Source organism: Prochlorococcus sp. MIT 1011, from assembly GCF_047305235.1.
In the GTDB taxonomy this organism is placed as follows: Bacteria; Cyanobacteriota; Cyanobacteriia; order PCC-6307; family Cyanobiaceae; genus Prochlorococcus_B.
The window spans coordinates 1606007-1622024 of record NZ_CP138983.1; the positions used below are offsets into that span (position 1 = coordinate 1606007).

14 protein-coding genes and 1 tRNA gene are annotated in these 16018 nt (G+C 35.9%); 9 read left to right on the forward strand and 6 right to left on the reverse strand.

The genetic code is table 11. The features are described 5' to 3' along the window. Nucleotides 1-11 precede the first annotated feature (11 nt). Together ileS and SIB75_RS09650 are read right to left on the reverse strand one after the other, a co-directional pair. Nucleotides 12-2915 carry an isoleucine--tRNA ligase gene (gene ileS / locus SIB75_RS09645; protein WP_413683078.1) on the reverse strand — a complete coding sequence of 968 codons (2904 nt, stop codon included), beginning with the start codon at nucleotides 2913-2915 and terminating at the stop codon, nucleotides 12-14. 51 nt (nucleotides 2916-2966) lie between these two features. Beyond that, nucleotides 2967-3485 (reverse strand): hypothetical protein, encoded by a 519-nt coding sequence (locus SIB75_RS09650; RefSeq protein WP_413683080.1) that lies wholly within the window; start codon nucleotides 3483-3485, stop codon nucleotides 2967-2969. Nucleotides 3486-3687: 202 nt separating this feature from the next. On the opposite strand from SIB75_RS09650, the gene SIB75_RS09655 reads away from it, so the two are divergent. Next, nucleotides 3688-3770: transfer RNA gene (locus SIB75_RS09655), tRNA-Leu, on the forward strand. Nucleotides 3771-3819: 49 nt separating this feature from the next. Further along, entirely contained in the window at nucleotides 3820-4854 is a 1035-nt protein-coding gene (gene crtR / locus SIB75_RS09660; protein ID WP_413683082.1) for a beta-carotene hydroxylase, read from the forward strand. Nucleotides 4855-4863: 9 nt separating this feature from the next. Here crtR and gatC read toward each other — a convergent pair whose 3' ends face one another. Continuing rightward, nucleotides 4864-5151 carry an Asp-tRNA(Asn)/Glu-tRNA(Gln) amidotransferase subunit GatC gene (gene gatC, locus SIB75_RS09665; protein WP_413683084.1) on the reverse strand — a complete coding sequence of 96 codons (288 nt, stop codon included), beginning with the start codon at nucleotides 5149-5151 and terminating at the stop codon, nucleotides 4864-4866. A gap of 243 nt (nucleotides 5152-5394) precedes the next feature. Between gatC and SIB75_RS09670 the strand changes: the two genes are divergently transcribed. Together SIB75_RS09670 and SIB75_RS09675 are read left to right on the forward strand one after the other, a co-directional pair. Further along, a complete protein-coding gene (locus SIB75_RS09670) occupies nucleotides 5395-5964 on the forward strand; it encodes a DNA-3-methyladenine glycosylase (protein ID WP_413683086.1) in 570 nt (189 codons plus the stop codon). Beyond that, a complete protein-coding gene (locus tag SIB75_RS09675) occupies nucleotides 5961-6980 on the forward strand; it encodes an aspartate carbamoyltransferase catalytic subunit (RefSeq protein ID WP_413683088.1) in 1020 nt (339 codons plus the stop codon). The genes SIB75_RS09670 and SIB75_RS09675 overlap by 4 nt, the downstream gene beginning before the upstream one ends. A gap of 6 nt (nucleotides 6981-6986) precedes the next feature. On the opposite strand, the gene SIB75_RS09680 is transcribed toward SIB75_RS09675, so the two are convergent. Continuing rightward, nucleotides 6987-7328 carry a DUF565 domain-containing protein gene (locus tag SIB75_RS09680; protein ID WP_413683089.1) on the reverse strand — a complete coding sequence of 114 codons (342 nt, stop codon included), beginning with the start codon at nucleotides 7326-7328 and terminating at the stop codon, nucleotides 6987-6989. 207 nt (nucleotides 7329-7535) lie between these two features. Here SIB75_RS09680 and coaBC point away from each other — a divergent pair, with 207 nt between their 5' ends. The 5 genes from coaBC (at nucleotide 7536) to SIB75_RS09705 (ending at nucleotide 13670) form a co-directional block, all read left to right on the forward strand. Then, nucleotides 7536-8792 (forward strand): bifunctional phosphopantothenoylcysteine decarboxylase/phosphopantothenate--cysteine ligase CoaBC, encoded by a 1257-nt coding sequence (gene coaBC, locus SIB75_RS09685; RefSeq protein ID WP_413683091.1) that lies wholly within the window; start codon nucleotides 7536-7538, stop codon nucleotides 8790-8792. A gap of 226 nt (nucleotides 8793-9018) precedes the next feature. Further along, nucleotides 9019-9822 (forward strand): photosystem II manganese-stabilizing polypeptide, encoded by an 804-nt coding sequence (locus tag SIB75_RS09690; protein ID WP_413683092.1) that lies wholly within the window; start codon nucleotides 9019-9021, stop codon nucleotides 9820-9822. 132 nt (nucleotides 9823-9954) lie between these two features. After that, nucleotides 9955-11127 (forward strand): sulfate adenylyltransferase, encoded by a 1173-nt coding sequence (sat, locus tag SIB75_RS09695; RefSeq protein ID WP_413683094.1) that lies wholly within the window; start codon nucleotides 9955-9957, stop codon nucleotides 11125-11127. 42 nt (nucleotides 11128-11169) lie between these two features. Continuing rightward, nucleotides 11170-13017 carry an ATP-dependent zinc metalloprotease FtsH gene (gene ftsH / locus SIB75_RS09700; RefSeq protein WP_413683096.1) on the forward strand — a complete coding sequence of 616 codons (1848 nt, stop codon included), beginning with the start codon at nucleotides 11170-11172 and terminating at the stop codon, nucleotides 13015-13017. Between the two features lie 17 nt (nucleotides 13018-13034). Beyond that, entirely contained in the window at nucleotides 13035-13670 is a 636-nt protein-coding gene (locus SIB75_RS09705; RefSeq protein ID WP_413683098.1) for a bifunctional 4-hydroxy-2-oxoglutarate aldolase/2-dehydro-3-deoxy-phosphogluconate aldolase, read from the forward strand. A 35-nt stretch (nucleotides 13671-13705) separates the two neighbouring features. Here the strand turns inward: SIB75_RS09705 and aroC are convergent, their stop codons facing one another. Then, nucleotides 13706-14794, reverse strand: coding sequence for a chorismate synthase (gene aroC, locus SIB75_RS09710; protein ID WP_413683099.1), 1089 nt, complete (start codon nucleotides 14792-14794; stop codon nucleotides 13706-13708). Between the two features lie 129 nt (nucleotides 14795-14923). Further along, nucleotides 14924-16006, reverse strand: coding sequence for a photosystem II q(b) protein (gene psbA, locus SIB75_RS09715; protein WP_413683101.1), 1083 nt, complete (start codon nucleotides 16004-16006; stop codon nucleotides 14924-14926). Between the last annotated feature and the right edge of the window lie 12 nt (nucleotides 16007-16018).

A 16018-nucleotide genomic window follows, 5' to 3' on the forward strand; every position in this document is an offset into this window, starting at 1 on the left:
TAATTTAATATTTAAATAGCCAAAACCACTTTTTCACATCTAGTACAAATATTTGGATGATTTTGATTCTGGCTCATTTCAACTTCGTAATGCCAACATCTTTCACATTTGAATCCTTTAGCTTTAGCAATATCTACTGAAGCAATATCATTATCCTCACTAACTAAAACTTCAGCCCAGGGCTCTCCTCCAATTTGGAGAGATGATACAAGGAACCAATCTCTTAATACATCAACCTTATTAGATTCGCTATGTGATAACCATTCTATAGCCTTTTTAACTTTTTCATCAGAGATATCAACTCTTACTGAAGCTTCTAAGGAAGAACCTAGTTCTTGATTACTTCTACAGCTCTCCAACATACGATTAATAACTGTTCTAAGCTTGCGTAGTTCAGCCACATGAAGATTATGACTATTATTTCGCCATGATTCTGGTACTTGAGGCCATCCTCTTTGAAAGACTGAATCTTCCTTTAAGCTATATGGAATATTTTGCCAAATATCCTCTGCCATATGACATAAAACAGGTGCAATTAAGCCAGAGATTTTCTCAATTACCAAGGATAAAACTGTCTGACAACTTCTTCTTCTAAAGTCAGATTTAGAGCTCACATACAGCCTATCTTTTGCGATATCTAAATAAAAATTGGATAGATCAACCACACAAAAATTCTGAATTGTTTGGAAAAACTTCGAAAACTCAAAATTAGAGTATGCCTCAGTTATCTCATCAACTACTTCAGCTGTTCTATTCAACATCCATTTATCTAACAATGGAAGTTTAGAAATTTCAACTGTATCATTTATATTGTCAAAATCATAGAGGTTTCCTAATAGATACCTAGATGTATTTCGCACCTTACGATAAACATCAGAAATTTGCTTAAGTATATTTGACCCAATAGGAACATCTGCAGAATAATCAACAGAACTAACCCAAAGTCTTAAAACATCAGCTCCATAAGCAGGATCTAATTTCTTATTTGAACCACCATTAATTATAACTAAAGGATCAATAATATTTCCTAAAGATTTACTCATTTTCCTACCATTCTCATCTAATGCAAAACCATGTGTAAGGACCTTTTTAAATGGTGAATGTTCATTTACTGCTACAGAGGTTAATAAAGAGGACTGAAACCAACCTCGATGTTGATCAGATCCCTCTAAATATAAATCTGCTGGATAATTTAAATTTTCTTTTTTAGAAATGACTGAAGACCAACTAGAGCCAGAGTCAAACCAGACATCCATTGTATCCGTACCTTTGTGCCATCGATCTGCCTCATTTAAATAAGAAGGAGGTAATAGATGAGATACTTCAGATTCCCACCAAATATCTGCTCCATGGATAGAAAATAAATCAGCTATGTGAGAAATAGTTTCTTTATTAAGCAAAATTTCTTTTCCATTTTTTTCATAAAATACTGGTATTGGGACTCCCCAAGTTCTTTGTCGAGAAATACACCAGTCTCCTCTTTCCCTAACCATAGAATCAATTCTATTTTTCCCAGATTCAGGTAACCAAATAACATCTTCTATAGCAGAAAGTGCTTTTTCCCTAAATCCTTCAACAGAAGCAAACCATTGCTCTGTAGCTCTAAAAATAGTTGGCTTTTTAGTTCTCCAATCATAAGGATACTTATGTTCATATGGAATTTCTTTAAGCAAAGATCCATTACTAATGAGATCTTTTATTATGACAATATTGGCGTCTTTTAATACATTTAAGCCTTCAAATTTGCCAGCTTCCTTAGTTAGAAAACCTTTTGCATCAACTGGGCAAGAAATTGGTAACTTATATTTTTTACCAGTATTAAAGTCATCAACGCCATGACCTGGAGCAGTGTGCACTAGTCCAGTACCTGATTCAGTTGTAATATAATCTCCTCCTAAAACAACAGGGCTTCTTTTATCAAATAATGGGTTTTTATATATAATACCATCTAATTTTGACCCGTTAATTAATACCCTTTTTTCATAATTAATGCCCACACTCTCAGATACTTTTTTCAAAAGATTATTAGCAGTAATTATTAATAATCCATCAGAACTTTGTGCTATTACATAGTCTAATTTTTGGTTAACAGATATTGCCTCATTTGCAGGAATCGTCCAAGGTGTAGTAGTCCAGATGACAAGTTTAACTTCTTTTAGTTGTCCTTCAGAATTAAATAAATCTGGAGCTTGCTTTGAAATTTCTTGAGTTAATATTTTTGGAATTTGATCAACTTTAAATCCCACATAAATACTTTTACTAACATGACCGGTCGGATATTCTAATTCCGCCTCGGCCAGAGCAGTTTGAGAACTTGGACTCCAATGAACTGGTTTTAGACCTCGATAAATGTATCCCTTGAAGACCATTTCACCAAACAACTTGATCTGAGAGGCTTCAAACTTTTTATCTAAACTTAAATATGGTTTATCCCAATCCCCCCATATTCCCCATCTTTTAAAACCATCCATTTGTTGCGAAACTTGCTTTTTTGCATAAGCAGCTGCTTTTTTTCTCAACTTAATAGGGTTTAATTCAGCTCGTTGTGTTTTATCCATAGCTTGTAGAACTTTCAATTCAATAGGCAATCCATGGCAATCCCATCCAGGGACATAACAAACTTTTTTACCTTTCATTGTTTGAAATTTATTGATTATGTCCTTAAGTACTTTGTTTAGAGCATGGCCCATATGAAGCGTCCCATTTGCATATGGTGGGCCGTCATGCAACGTAAAAGTCTCTCCAGAATTGTTTAGGCCTAATTCGAAATCTATCTTTTTTTCTCTCCAAAAAGATTGCAACTCAGGTTCTCTTAGAGTTGCATTTGCCCTCATCCCAAAATGAGTCTGCAAAAGGTTGAGAGTGTCTTTGTAAGTGGGACGATCCTTTTTAGAATCTTTATTGACATTATTCACTTTTAGAAATATTCATTAGTCATCATGGTTGCCTTAGGCCTTTTAACCTTATCAAGAAGTTTCTTCATTTTCGGAGAATTCTGGATTTCTGGGCTTATTGGAACCAATTGATTCAGATCGAGCAACTACTTTCTTCTTGACTTCTTCTTGCAATTCTGGATGAACCCATTTTTTTTCTTTTAACGGTTTTTCAGATTTTGTCTTGAAGCCTTTAAACAAATTTAAACAGCCATTAGCCATTAAGGCAAAACTTTGACCGAGTTGTCTAAAAGATTCAACCCATCTTTCAAAAGATCCAATCCGCTTTTTTTCTTCAGCACTTAATTGATACCATCTGGTTTGAATAATTTCTAAAATCATTTTCCCATACAAAATTTCCATGGAAATGACAAGTAAATTTATTGAGCCTCCTAAAAGATCATTCTCCACTATTAGAAATAATCCTAAAAATAAAAAAAGTCCGCCCGACAACCAATCCCTAGGCCTAGTTAATTCTACAAGTATTAAAGGTAAAGCCAATATCAAAGTCCCAACACAAAGAAATAAGTATCCAGAAATAGAAACAACCATATTTTCCTCAATATGAGTTTATTTTGTAGTGAAAGTGCTTATTAAACAACTAAAAATCATTTGTCATAAAAAGAGATTCTCAAATAATTCAAATACAAAGATGAAAATCACATAAATCTTTTTACGTTCATGAATCAAAGATCGTCTTTAAATAGCCTTCAATGAGCTGCTAGAATCAATTAAGATTGGGTGAAAACCTTTGGCCCACCTGGCGGAATTGGTAGACGCGCTGGTTTTAGGTACCAGTGGCTTTATGTCGTGGGAGTTCAAGTCTCCCGGTGGGCATTTTTTAATTAAGTTGTACAAGCTCAATTAATCTCAAACACATCAAGCAATGACCCAGTGCTTATCGAGGTCTGACAAAAATAAGGCAACGAAAAAGCTGAAGTCATTACGCGACTGGCAAAAAGAGATCCAAGAATATCTTGATCCTCCTAAGCCTTTAAACGTAACTTTAGGGCTTTTCTTAGGTGGATATTTGCTTGCAATAGTTACTGTTTGGCAGTGGTATCAAGGGAACTGGCCATTACCAATTTTGGTTGCATTAGCTTTTTTAGCTCTTCATATGGAAGGGACCGTTATTCATGATGCCTGCCACAATGCCGCTCATCCAAATAAATGGATAAATCAATTCATGGGGCATGGATCAGCAATATTACTAGGTTTTAGTTTCCCAGTATTCACAAGAGTACATTTAGAGCATCACAAATACGTTAATGACCCAAAAAACGACCCAGATCACATAGTTAGTACTTTTGGTCCTATTTGGTTAATTGCTCCAAGATTTTTTTATCATGAATATTTTTTCTTTGAGAGAAAACTTTGGAGAAAGTTTGAACTTATGCAATGGGGAATTGAGAGAGGAATATTTATTTGCATAATCATTGCGGGAGTTAAATATAATTTTATGAATGTTATTTATAATTTATGGTTTGGGCCAGCATTAATGGTTGGAGTCACTTTAGGAATATTTTTTGATTATCTACCACATAGACCTTTTGATTCTAGAAATAGATGGAAAAATGCAAGAGTTTATCCAAGTAAATTAATGAACTTGCTAATAATGGGACAAAATTACCATTTAGTTCATCATTTATGGCCCTCTATTCCATGGTTTGAATATAAGCCAGCTTATGAAGCCACAAAACCACTTTTAGATCAAAAAGGTTCACCTCAAAGAATGGGGATTTTTGAAACTAAAAAAGATAGTTTAAATTTTCTTTATGATATTTTCTTTGGAATTAGAAGTCACAAAGAAAGAAGAAGCAACATGAGACCAATAGCAAGAATATTACCAAAAAATAATTGGAGGAGAAAATATATAAAATTAATCCATAAAACAAGAATTAGAACAGAAAGTAAAAGATAGTGAATAAATTTAAAGTATTTTAGGAACTCTAAAAAAATCACCTTCTCTATGAGGTGCCTGATTAAGAAGATCTTCTCTTGAACAATTAACTTCAACTAAATCCTCTCTCATTGCATTAACCACCTCAACAGCTCTAGTAGTTGGAGGGATATTTTCAGTATCTATTTCTTGCAGTTGATCAACATATGAAAGTATTTCTTCGAGTTGCTCTGTATAAGTTTCTATTTGATCTTCTGGAAGTTCTAAACGAGCTAAATGTGCAACCTTACGCACGTCAGATGAAGAAATTTTAGTCATGATTTGTTAGAGAATTTTCAAGATCTTTAAGAGATGAGCGGAAGACCTTATTAGTAAAAGATCTTCGTGCTTTAAAGTTCGTGCACCATTCTGCCATCGGAATGCATTTTACGAAATCCTAAGTGTTAGTAGATTAATCAGCAAGATAGAGAAAAACTATTATTAAGTCACTAATATGAATTCAAAAGAATTGGTAAGCAAATCTCTCTTCTTAGAAAAGAATTCTTCTCTAGGCCATCGCATTTGGTCGCTCCTAACCTAATTGGCTGTTTTTTAATTAAGCGCTTATCAAAAAATAGTTTTCTTGCTGGTGTAATCGTTGAAGCTGAGGCTTATTCTCAAGAGGAAGCTTCATGTCATGGTTATGCAGGGAAAACCAAAAGAAACGAAACACTTTTTGGTGATCCTGGTAATTTTTACATATACCTTTCATACGGAATTAATAATTGCGTCAATATTGTTACCGGGAAGAAAAATTGGGCAAATGGTGTACTTCTTAGATCGATAGCAATAAAAGGAGAAAACGAAAGGATTGCTTCTGGGCCAGGGTTGTTAGCAAAAAAATTTGGATTAAATAGGAACTTTGATAATTTATCCTTGTCACCTGAAAATGGTTTTTGGTTAACAGAGGGAGAGAATTTCAAGGAAAAGGCAAATATTGTTCAGACCACAAGAATTGGCATATCTCAAGCTAAAGATATACCTTGGCGTTGGTACCTTAAAGGTAGTAGAAGTGTTAGCAAAAGGGTTAAAGGAGATCGAATTCCTCCACGAAATAAGTGTTGGTCACCACCCACCTTTGAAGGATTATGAATAATTGGAAACATAATCACATTATTGATCTATCTACGTTTTCTTTAGAGGATTACAACACAGTTTTAGAACTAACATCGAGATTTAAAGATGTCCATAAATCAAGTTCTAGAAAACTTCCTGCGCTTCAAGGACGACTGATTACCAACTTGTTTTTTGAACCAAGTACAAGAACACGAACTAGCTTTGAACTTGCAGCAAAGAAACTATCTGCTGATGTTCAGAATTTTTCTGTAGCAACAAGTTCTCTAAGTAAAGGAGAGACACCTTTAGACACTATCCTTACATACATCTCAATGGGGGCCGATATTTTAGTAATCAGGCATGAGTCAACAAATGTACCCGCAGAGTTAGCTAATTACGTAGAAATAAATAACATCAATACATCCATTCTTAATGCAGGGGATGGATTTCATAGTCATCCAAGTCAAGGACTTTTGGATTTATTTACACTGGCTAATTTCTTTAATCCAAATGAAGCAACTACGAATAGTCTTTTAAATAAAAAGATCACAATAGTCGGAGATATTCTTCATTCTAGAGTTGCCAGATCCAACCTTTGGGCACTAACCGCATGTGGAGCCGAGGTAACGCTATGTGGACCTCAAAGTCTACTTCCAGATGAATTTGTTGATTTTGTTCTCAATCCTCCGCCAGGGCAAAACTTTGATCCCATTAATAAAAGGGGTTCTGTTTTTATAAAAAGATCACTAAAAGATGCATTAAAAAATAGTGATGCTGTTATGACACTTCGATTACAAAAAGAGAGAATGAAGCAAAATATGCTTACAGATCTTGATAGTTATTTTGCACAATATGGAATAACACATGAAAGTTTAAAGTGGTGTGAAAAGAAAGTTCCTGTTCTACATCCTGGGCCCGTAAATAGAGGCATAGAAATAAGCAGTCAATTAGTTGAAGATACTTCAATCAATCTTATAAGCAAACAAGTAGAAAATGGTATTCCTACAAGAATGGCTTTGCTTTATTTACTAGGCTTGAGTAAAAATAATTAATTATATTTATAATAGTTTCAATCCCTCTGAAAAAAGGCCATATAATAAACCTATTCTAAACATATCAAAGACCAAAATAAGAATTTTTGGCTTTTTCGACTTTAAAAAAATAAATCTAGCTTTAATTAATATTTCCAAAAATATTAATACAATAAATGCCCCAACTGGATCCATCAAATCTAGAACACCATTTATCATACCTAGAGAACTACCTAGAAAAAAACCTATCAGAAAAATAATTACTAACAATGAATATCTTCTCCAAGGATTTGCAGCCCAATTTGCTAATCTATCAACAATCTTTGCAGATGATTTATATAAAACTGTTTTCTGAATTCTTAAAGGCATAAGAAACAAAGATAAAAAATTACTTTAGATTTTTTTCATTAGCGAATCTTCTTACATAAGCATAATAAATGAAAGATCCTATAAAGCAAAAAATCATTTTTAATCAAGATATAAAAAATGAAATATCTATTTAATATGAAAAATTTGCATTATTTAAAATTTGAAAAATATCTTTTGGAGGTCTATTTGAGATAAAATCTAAATATCATGAATAATTCAACTTTATCTGGGAAAAAAATATTAGTTGCTGTTACAGGTAGTATTGCAGCTGTAAAAGCTCCAATTCTGGTTAGTCGCCTAATCAAAGCTGGGGTAGAGGTCAGATGCGTCATAACTCAAAGCGCTGCAAAATTAGTTAGTCCCTTATCTTTATCTACTTTAAGCAGAAATAAATGTTATCAAGATAAAGATCAGTGGGAAGACTCTCAAACGAAGCCTTTACATATTGCTTTGGCTGAATGGGCTGAGCTAATTATTGTTGCACCTATGAGTGCAACATCACTATCCAAATTTACTAGTGGAAATGCCGATGGACTTTTAGCAAGCATTCTCTTGGCCGCTCAATCACAAATCATTATTGCTCCTGCAATGAACACTTCAATGTGGTCAAATCAATCAGTAAAGAAGAATTGGAACCACACAAAAACTAATGACCAAATTATTAGTCTTGAACCTTCTGAGGGACTTTTAGCTTGCGATAGATTTGGTGATGGAAAAATGGTCAACTTAGACATTATTGAATTGGCCTCTGAAAGTGCATTTATTTTCCATGAAAAAAATAAATTTCTTACCAAAGATCTAAAAGGCATAAGATTTCTTGTATCAGCTGGTCCCACCGTCGAAGACCTTGATGCTGCAAGACAATTAACGAATCGAAGTAGTGGAAGGATGGGGGTTTTGATATCTCAAGCTGCAAAATTAAGAGGTGCAGATGTTGATTTAGTGCATGGCCCAATAAGCCTTCAAGAAGATCTTCTAGAGGGACTTAATACTTATTCAGTTAGGACCTCAAATGAAATGGGAGCAAAAATTGACGATTTACAACCATCTGCTCAAGTCATTGTAATGGCTGCAGCAGTATCAGATTTCAAAAAAAATAGTCCAAGCAATAAAAAAATCTCTAAAGAATTTTTTATAAAGTCTATTTTTGATGATTTAGAAATGACAACAGACCTAATAAAAAATCAAACTAGAAAGAAATTAGAAAATCAAATTTTCCTAGGTTTTGCTGCTGAAACAGGAAGTGATAATGAAATAATTGAAAAAGGAGAGAAAAAAAGAGTTTTAAAAGGTTGTGACCTTCTAATGGCCAATCCCATTGATAGAGCTGGACAAGGATTTGACAAAAACTTCAACAGTGGTTTTTTGTTAGGTCCAAAAAAAATGGTCAAAAACTTATCTTTCTCAACAAAACTTTCAATATCACATCAACTTTTAGATGAAATTAGAAATCTTAAATCGTAAATTTATAGATATTTTTCGTATTCGTTTTTTTTTTAAAATCGGAGTCTAAACTCTAGAAACGACTGCTATCATTAGGTTTTCAAGAAAATCGAGGTGGTAAATTCAACAACGCAAAAGCTACGGGTTGTATAGAGCTATCAAATGCTTGTGATAAGAAGTATTTGATACCTGTAATATCCCAACTGAATTAATTGGGCGGTTTCGACCGCAGTCATCTAGCCCTCTCATGCGATTTCGTCCTCTGCTGGCTTTGATGCTGGCTTTTTGTCTCACCTTTACAACTCTCCCATCAAGCGCATCTGCAGCTTTAAAAGGGCGCGAGCAAGGTAATGCTCGTTTTGGCAATGTTGTTAATACTGGCCAAGCTGATGCTTGCACTGTTTTACCAGCGGGGTCATCGGGTTCTATTAGTGCTGATGGCCAATTCAAAAGCTTATGCCTTCAGCCAACAGAAGTTTCAGTAAAACTTCCAGCTAACAAGCGAAATAAATCTGATTTTGCAATAGCAAAAATTATCAGTCCTCGCTTCAATACAAGTCTTGATGAAGTTTATGGTGATCTTTCCGGTGGTAAATTCACCGAAAAAGGTGGTATTGACTTCTCTCTAATTACAGTTCTAGCTCCAAATGGAGAGGAGTTTCCTTTTGCTTTCTCTGTTAAAGAGATGGTTGCTGAATCCAAAAAAGGAAAATCAATTGAACCAGGAGCAGAATTTTCAGGTCCTACAACAACACCAAGTTATAGATCTGCAGACTTTCTTGATCCAAAGAGTCGCGCTAAATCAACTGGTGTTGAATATGCTCAAGCTCTCATTGCTCGTGGTGGTGATGATGAGGATCTTGCAAGAGAAAATGTTAAAGATGATCTTGGCGGTAAAGGTGAAATAACACTTACTGTCGATAGTGTTGATGCTGACACTGAAGAATTTGGCGGGCAATTTATTGCTATCCAGCCTTCAGATAATGACCTTGGATCAAAAGATCCTGTTGATATCAAAATCAAAGGTATTTTCTATGGTCGCAAAGGCTAGGAATATAACCATCCTAATCAAATCAAAAAGGGGGTTAAAACCCTCTTTTTTTTTGTGCTGAATTGAATGAAAACAATTTCTTAAATATGGGCCCTTTATCTGGGAGAATTTGCCGGGTTACTTCAAGGGAAAATGACTAGCAAGCAAAGTTCTAAAAAAAATATCGAAGGTTTGATCAAACCTTATGGTGGAGAACTTATAAACCTTATGGCATCTGATCAAGAAGCAAAAGAGTTGAAAAAAAATTCTTTTAAAACATTAAATTGTTCTGACAGAAATGCCTGTGATATTGAACTTCTTTTGATAGGTGCTTTTTCTCCTTTGGATGGGTTCATGAGTGAAAAAAATTACAACTCAGTTGTTAAACAAAATCGAATCGAATCTGGTTTACTGTTTGGTCTACCAATTGTTATGGATACAGATAGAGAAGATATAAACCCAGGAGATTCAGTTTTACTCAAATATAAAGATCAAGAACTAGCAATTTTAGAAGTAAAAGAAAAATGGACACCTAACAAGGTGATTGAAGCCAAATTTTGCTACGGAACAACTTCCTTAGAGCATCCTGCAGTCAGAATGATCTCTATGGAGCGGAAAAAATATTATTTAGGAGGATCAATAAAAGGTCTAGAACTACCTAAAAGAGTTTTTACTTGCCAAACTCCTTCTCAAGTAAGAGAAAATCTTCCTCTTGGAGAAGATGTAGTTGCATTCCAGTGCAGGAATCCAATTCATAGAGCCCATTATGAGCTTTTCACAAGAGCATTAGAAGCAAATAATGTCAGTAAAAATGGTGTTGTTCTTGTTCATCCAACTTGTGGACCAACTCAAGAAGATGACATACCTGGATCAGTAAGGTTTCAAACCTATGAAAAACTTGCCTCTGAAGTTAATAATCCAAAAATCAGGTGGTCATATCTTCCTTATTCAATGCATATGGCTGGTCCAAGAGAAGCTCTTCAACACATGATTATAAGGAGAAATTATGGATGCACTCATTTCATTATTGGAAGAGACATGGCAGGCTCTAAGTCCTCTCTCAGCGGAGAAGATTTTTATGGTCCATATGATGCTCAGAATTTTGCAACCGAGTGCTGCGAAGAATTAGGGATGCAAACAGTTCCATCTTTAAATCTAGTATTTACAGAAGAGGAAGGCTATGTAACCGCTGATTATGCTAAAGAAAAAGGATTGCACATAAAAAAATTAAGCGGCACTCAATTCAGGAAAATGCTTAGAAGTGGAGAAGAAATTCCTGAATGGTTTGCATTTAAAAGCGTCGTTGATGTACTAAGAGCCGCATAGTTGGACCTAATCCTATTAAACTCTAAATAGATATAGAAAAACATGAACAAACGCTGGAGAAACATTGGTCTTTATGTACTAATTGTCGTTGTTGTAATTTTTGTCGGAAGTGCTTTTTTCGATAAGCCTAGTCCAACAAAAGCATCAAGGACACTTAGGTATAGTGACTTCATAGAAGCTGTTCAAGAGAGACAGGTCAGCAGGGTTCTCATATCTCCAGACAAAGGTACAGCTCAAATTGTTGAAAGTGATGGGAACAGAGCTTTAGTTAACTTGGCTCCAGATCAAGAATTACTTCAACTATTAACTGATAATGACGTTGATATTGCTGTACAACCATCTACTCAATCAAATCCTCTTCAACAAGCTGCTAGTAGCCTAATTTTCCCAATACTTTTATTGGGAGGTCTATTCTTCCTATTCAGAAGAGCTGGCTCTGGCGGGGGTGGAAATCCAGCAATGAATTTTGGTAAGAGTAAAGCAAGACTTCAAATGGAGTCAGAAACCAAAATAACTTTTGGAGACGTCGCTGGTATTGAAGGGGCAAAGCTTGAACTTACTGAAGTGGTGGATTTTTTAAAAAATCCTGATCGCTTTACAGCTGTTGGGGCAAAAATTCCTAAAGGTGTTTTATTAGTTGGTCCTCCAGGTACAGGTAAAACTTTACTTGCTAAAGCCGTGGCAGGTGAAGCTTCAGTTCCTTTCTTTTCTATATCTGGTTCTGAGTTTGTAGAAATGTTTGTTGGAGTTGGTGCTAGCAGAGTTAGAGATCTTTTTGAACAAGCTAAAAAGAATGCTCCCTGTATAGTTTTTATTGATGAAATAGATGCGGTAGGTCGTCAACGTGGAGCTGGGCTTGGAGGAGGAAATGATGAAAGAGAACAAACACTCAACCAGCTACTAACTGAAATGGATGGGTTTGAAGGAAATTCAGGAATAATTATTGTTGCCGCAACTAATAGACCTGACGTGCTCGACTCAGCACTCATGAGACCAGGGAGATTTGACAGGCAAGTAACAGTAGATAGACCTGATTACTCAGGTAGATTGCAAATACTCAAAGTTCATGCAAGAAGCAAAACCCTTTCAAAGGGAGTTGACCTTGATCAAGTAGCAAGAAGAACGCCTGGTTTTACAGGGGCAGATTTAGCAAATCTATTAAATGAAGCTGCGATATTAGCTGCTAGAAGAGAATTAACAGAGGTCAGTAATGATGAGATAGGTGCTGCAATTGAAAGAATTATGGTTGGTCCCGAGAAGAAAGACACTGTCATGAGTGAAAAGCGTAAAAGGCTAGTTGCCTATCACGAAGCTGGCCATGCCGTAGTTGGTGCTGTAATGCCAGATTATGACCCTGTACAAAAGATCTCAATCATTCCAAGAGGACAAGCTGGAGGCTTAACTTTTTTTACGCCTAGTGAAGAAAGAATGGAATCTGGTCTTTATTCAAGGTCTTACCTTCAAAATCAAATGGCTGTTGCTCTTGGAGGAAGAGTTGCAGAGGAAATTATTTATGGAGAAGATGAAGTAACTACTGGAGCATCAAATGATCTTAAGCAAGTAGCTTCAGTTGCCAGGCAAATGATTACCAAATTTGGCATGAGTGACAAGTTAGGGCCTGTAGCTCTAGGGCGATCACAAGGGGGTATGTTCCTTGGTAGAGACATTTCTGCAGAAAGAGATTTTTCTGAAGATACAGCTGCAACTATTGATTCAGAAGTCTCAATTCTTGTTGAAATTGCATACAAAAGAGCTAAAAAAGCTTTAAACGACAACCGACAAGTACTTGAAGAGTTAACAGCAATGCTTATGGAAACTGAGACAGTTGATTCTCTTGAATTCCAAGATTTATTGATTCGCCATGAAGTTAAAGTTGCTGAGTATGCTTAATTTTAAAAATCTATTTTTTGGAAGTTAAGCAAAATAATTTAATAAAATCGCTTAAAATACAACCTCTAATAGTTGTAATCAGACTCGAATATAACTTTTTTAATATATCAAAAAAAAGAGATGATTTATTTTTAAGAATCGAAAAGCTCTCTAATTATGGTATAAAAAATATTGAAATAGGATGGGATTCAAATCCAGGATGGTTAAGTTTGATATTAGAAATAAAGAAAAACTTCAAGACAATCAATATTGGTGTTGCGTCAATTTCATCAAAACAATCTTTAGATTCAATCCTCTCCTTAGATCTAAATTATTCCATGAGTCCTATTTTCAACAAAGGAATTCATCTTAAAGCCATAAAACATAATCAATTAGTAATTCCAGGAATATCCAATATTGAAAATTTTAAAGAAGCCATCAAGCTAGGATATAAAATTGTAAAAATTTACCCTGCATCAAAATTAGGTATTAAATTTACAAACGAATTAAAAGACTTTACAAAAAAAGATATTTTTTTTATTGGTGCAGGTGGAATTAAAAGTAAAAATTTAAACAAGTTATTAAAAAGTGGATACAATGCATTGGTTATTGGAAGAGAATTACGAAATCAAATACCTGATAAAGATTTAGAGATATGGCTAAAAGATTATTGAAAATCGATGCTAAAGAGCAATTCTTAATTATTTAATCAATAGTCAGCACATTGGCCTTCTTGCCTAAGTAAATGATCAGCTAAAACTAATGCAACCATTGCTTCAACCATTGGCACAGCCCTTGGCAAAACACAAGGATCATGTCTTCCTGTTGCCTTGAGAGTTGTAGCATTACCGTCTTCATCAATAGTCTTTTGACTTTTTCTAATTGTTGCTGTTGGTTTAAATCCAACTCTCAAAACTATATCCTCGCCATTAGAAATACCTCCTTGAATGCCCCCTGAATTATTAGTAGCAGTTTTCAATTGATCAGAATCCGATGGCAAAAAAGGATCATTATGTTCACTACCTCTTAGAAAAGTACCTCCAAAACCTGAGCCCACCTCGAACCCTTTAGTAGCAGGCAAAGACATTAATGCCTTAGCTAAATCGGCCTCTAACTTATCAAAAACAGGCATGCCAAGGCCTACAGGCGGATTTCGAACAACACATTCTATTATCCCGCCACAAGAGTCTCCTTCTTTACCAAAAGCCTCCACTCTCTGAATCATTAAATCTGCAGCGGATTGATTTGGACATCGAACAATATTTTTCTCAATATCATCAAAAGTTACTTCGCTAGGTTGAATTTCAGCTTCAATGTCATGAATTCTCTTGACCCAAGCGAGTATTTCTGTATCAGAGTATTTGGTGAGAAGTTGCTTTGCAACAGAACCAGCAGCAACTCTTCCTATCGTTTCTCTTGCTGATGCTCGTCCACCTCCACTTGAAGCTTGAATTCCATATTTTTTCTGATAAGTAGCATCAGCGTGAGATGGTCTAAAAGATTTTTTGATTTCAGAATAATCTTTAGGCCGATGATCTTTATTTCTTACAACCATGGCAATTGGTGTTCCTAAGGTTTGGTTCCCTAAAAGGCCACTTAGAATTTCAACTTCATCACTCTCGTTTCTTGGAGTAGTGATTTTGCTTTGACCTGGTCTCCTTCTATTGAGATCATTTTGTATTTCATTGATATCAAGCTCCAACCTTGGTGGACATCCATCAATAATTACACCAACTCCACCACCGTGAGATTCGCCAAAAGTGCTGATAGTAAAAAGTTTTCCGAAACTACTTCCCATAAATAAACCTATCTACAAAATGCTAATCAATACTTGCTAAAAAATAAACCACTAAAGCAAATCATATATCCAAAAAAAGGCAAAAAAAAGCCCTCTAAAAGAGGGCTTTAAAAAAATCAAGTTAAAGACTTAACCGATTGCAGGTGCAACAAGAGCTACAGAAGTAGACTCAGCAGCTGCTAGGTCAAGTGGGAAGTTGTGAGCATTACGCTCGTGCATTACTTCCATACCAAGGTTTGCACGGTTAAGTACATCACCCCAGGTTGGTACAACCTTGCCTGAAGTATCAACTACAGACTGGTTGAAGTTGAAACCGTTCAAGTTGAACGCCATGGTGCAGATGCCCATAGATGTCAACCAAACACAAATCACTGGCCATGAAGCCAAGAAGAAGTGAAGACTACGGCTGTTGTTGAAGCTTGCATATTGGAAGATCAAACGACCGAAGTAGCCATGAGCTGCAACGATGTTGTATGTCTCTTCTTCTTGTCCAAACTTGTAACCATAGTTCTGAGAATCAAGTCCTGTGGTCTCACGGATAAGTGATGAAGTAACCAAAGAACCGTGCATTGCAGAGAACAAAGCACCACCGAACATACCTGCTACACCAGCCATATGGAATGGGTGCATCAAGATGTTGTGCTCAGCCTGGAAAACGAACATGAAGTTGAATGTTCCAGAGATTCCTAGAGGCATACCATCAGAGAATGAACCCTGACCGAATGGGTAAACAAGGAATACAGCGAAAGCTGCTGATACAGGAGCTGAGTAAGCAACACAGATCCATGGGCGCATACCTAAACGGTATGAAAGCTCCCACTGACGTCCCATGTATGCACAGATACCAATAAGGAAGTGGAAGATTACAAGCTGGTAAGGGCCACCGTTATATAGCCACTCATCAAGAGTTGCTGCTTCCCAGATTGGGTAGAAGTGAAGGCCGATAGCGTTACTTGAAGGAACAACAGCACCAGAAATGATGTTGTTTCCATACATGAATGAACCAGCTACTGGCTCACGGATACCGTCGATATCAACTGGAGGAGCAGCGATAAATGCAACGATGAAACAAGTTGTTGCCGCAAGAAGGCAAGGGATCATCAATACACCGAACCAACCGACATAGATACGGTTGTTGGTGGAAGTAACCCACTCGCAGAATTGTGGCCAACCTTTGAGCAACGAAGAACGCTGCTGCTGAATGGTGGTCATGAGGACGAATGT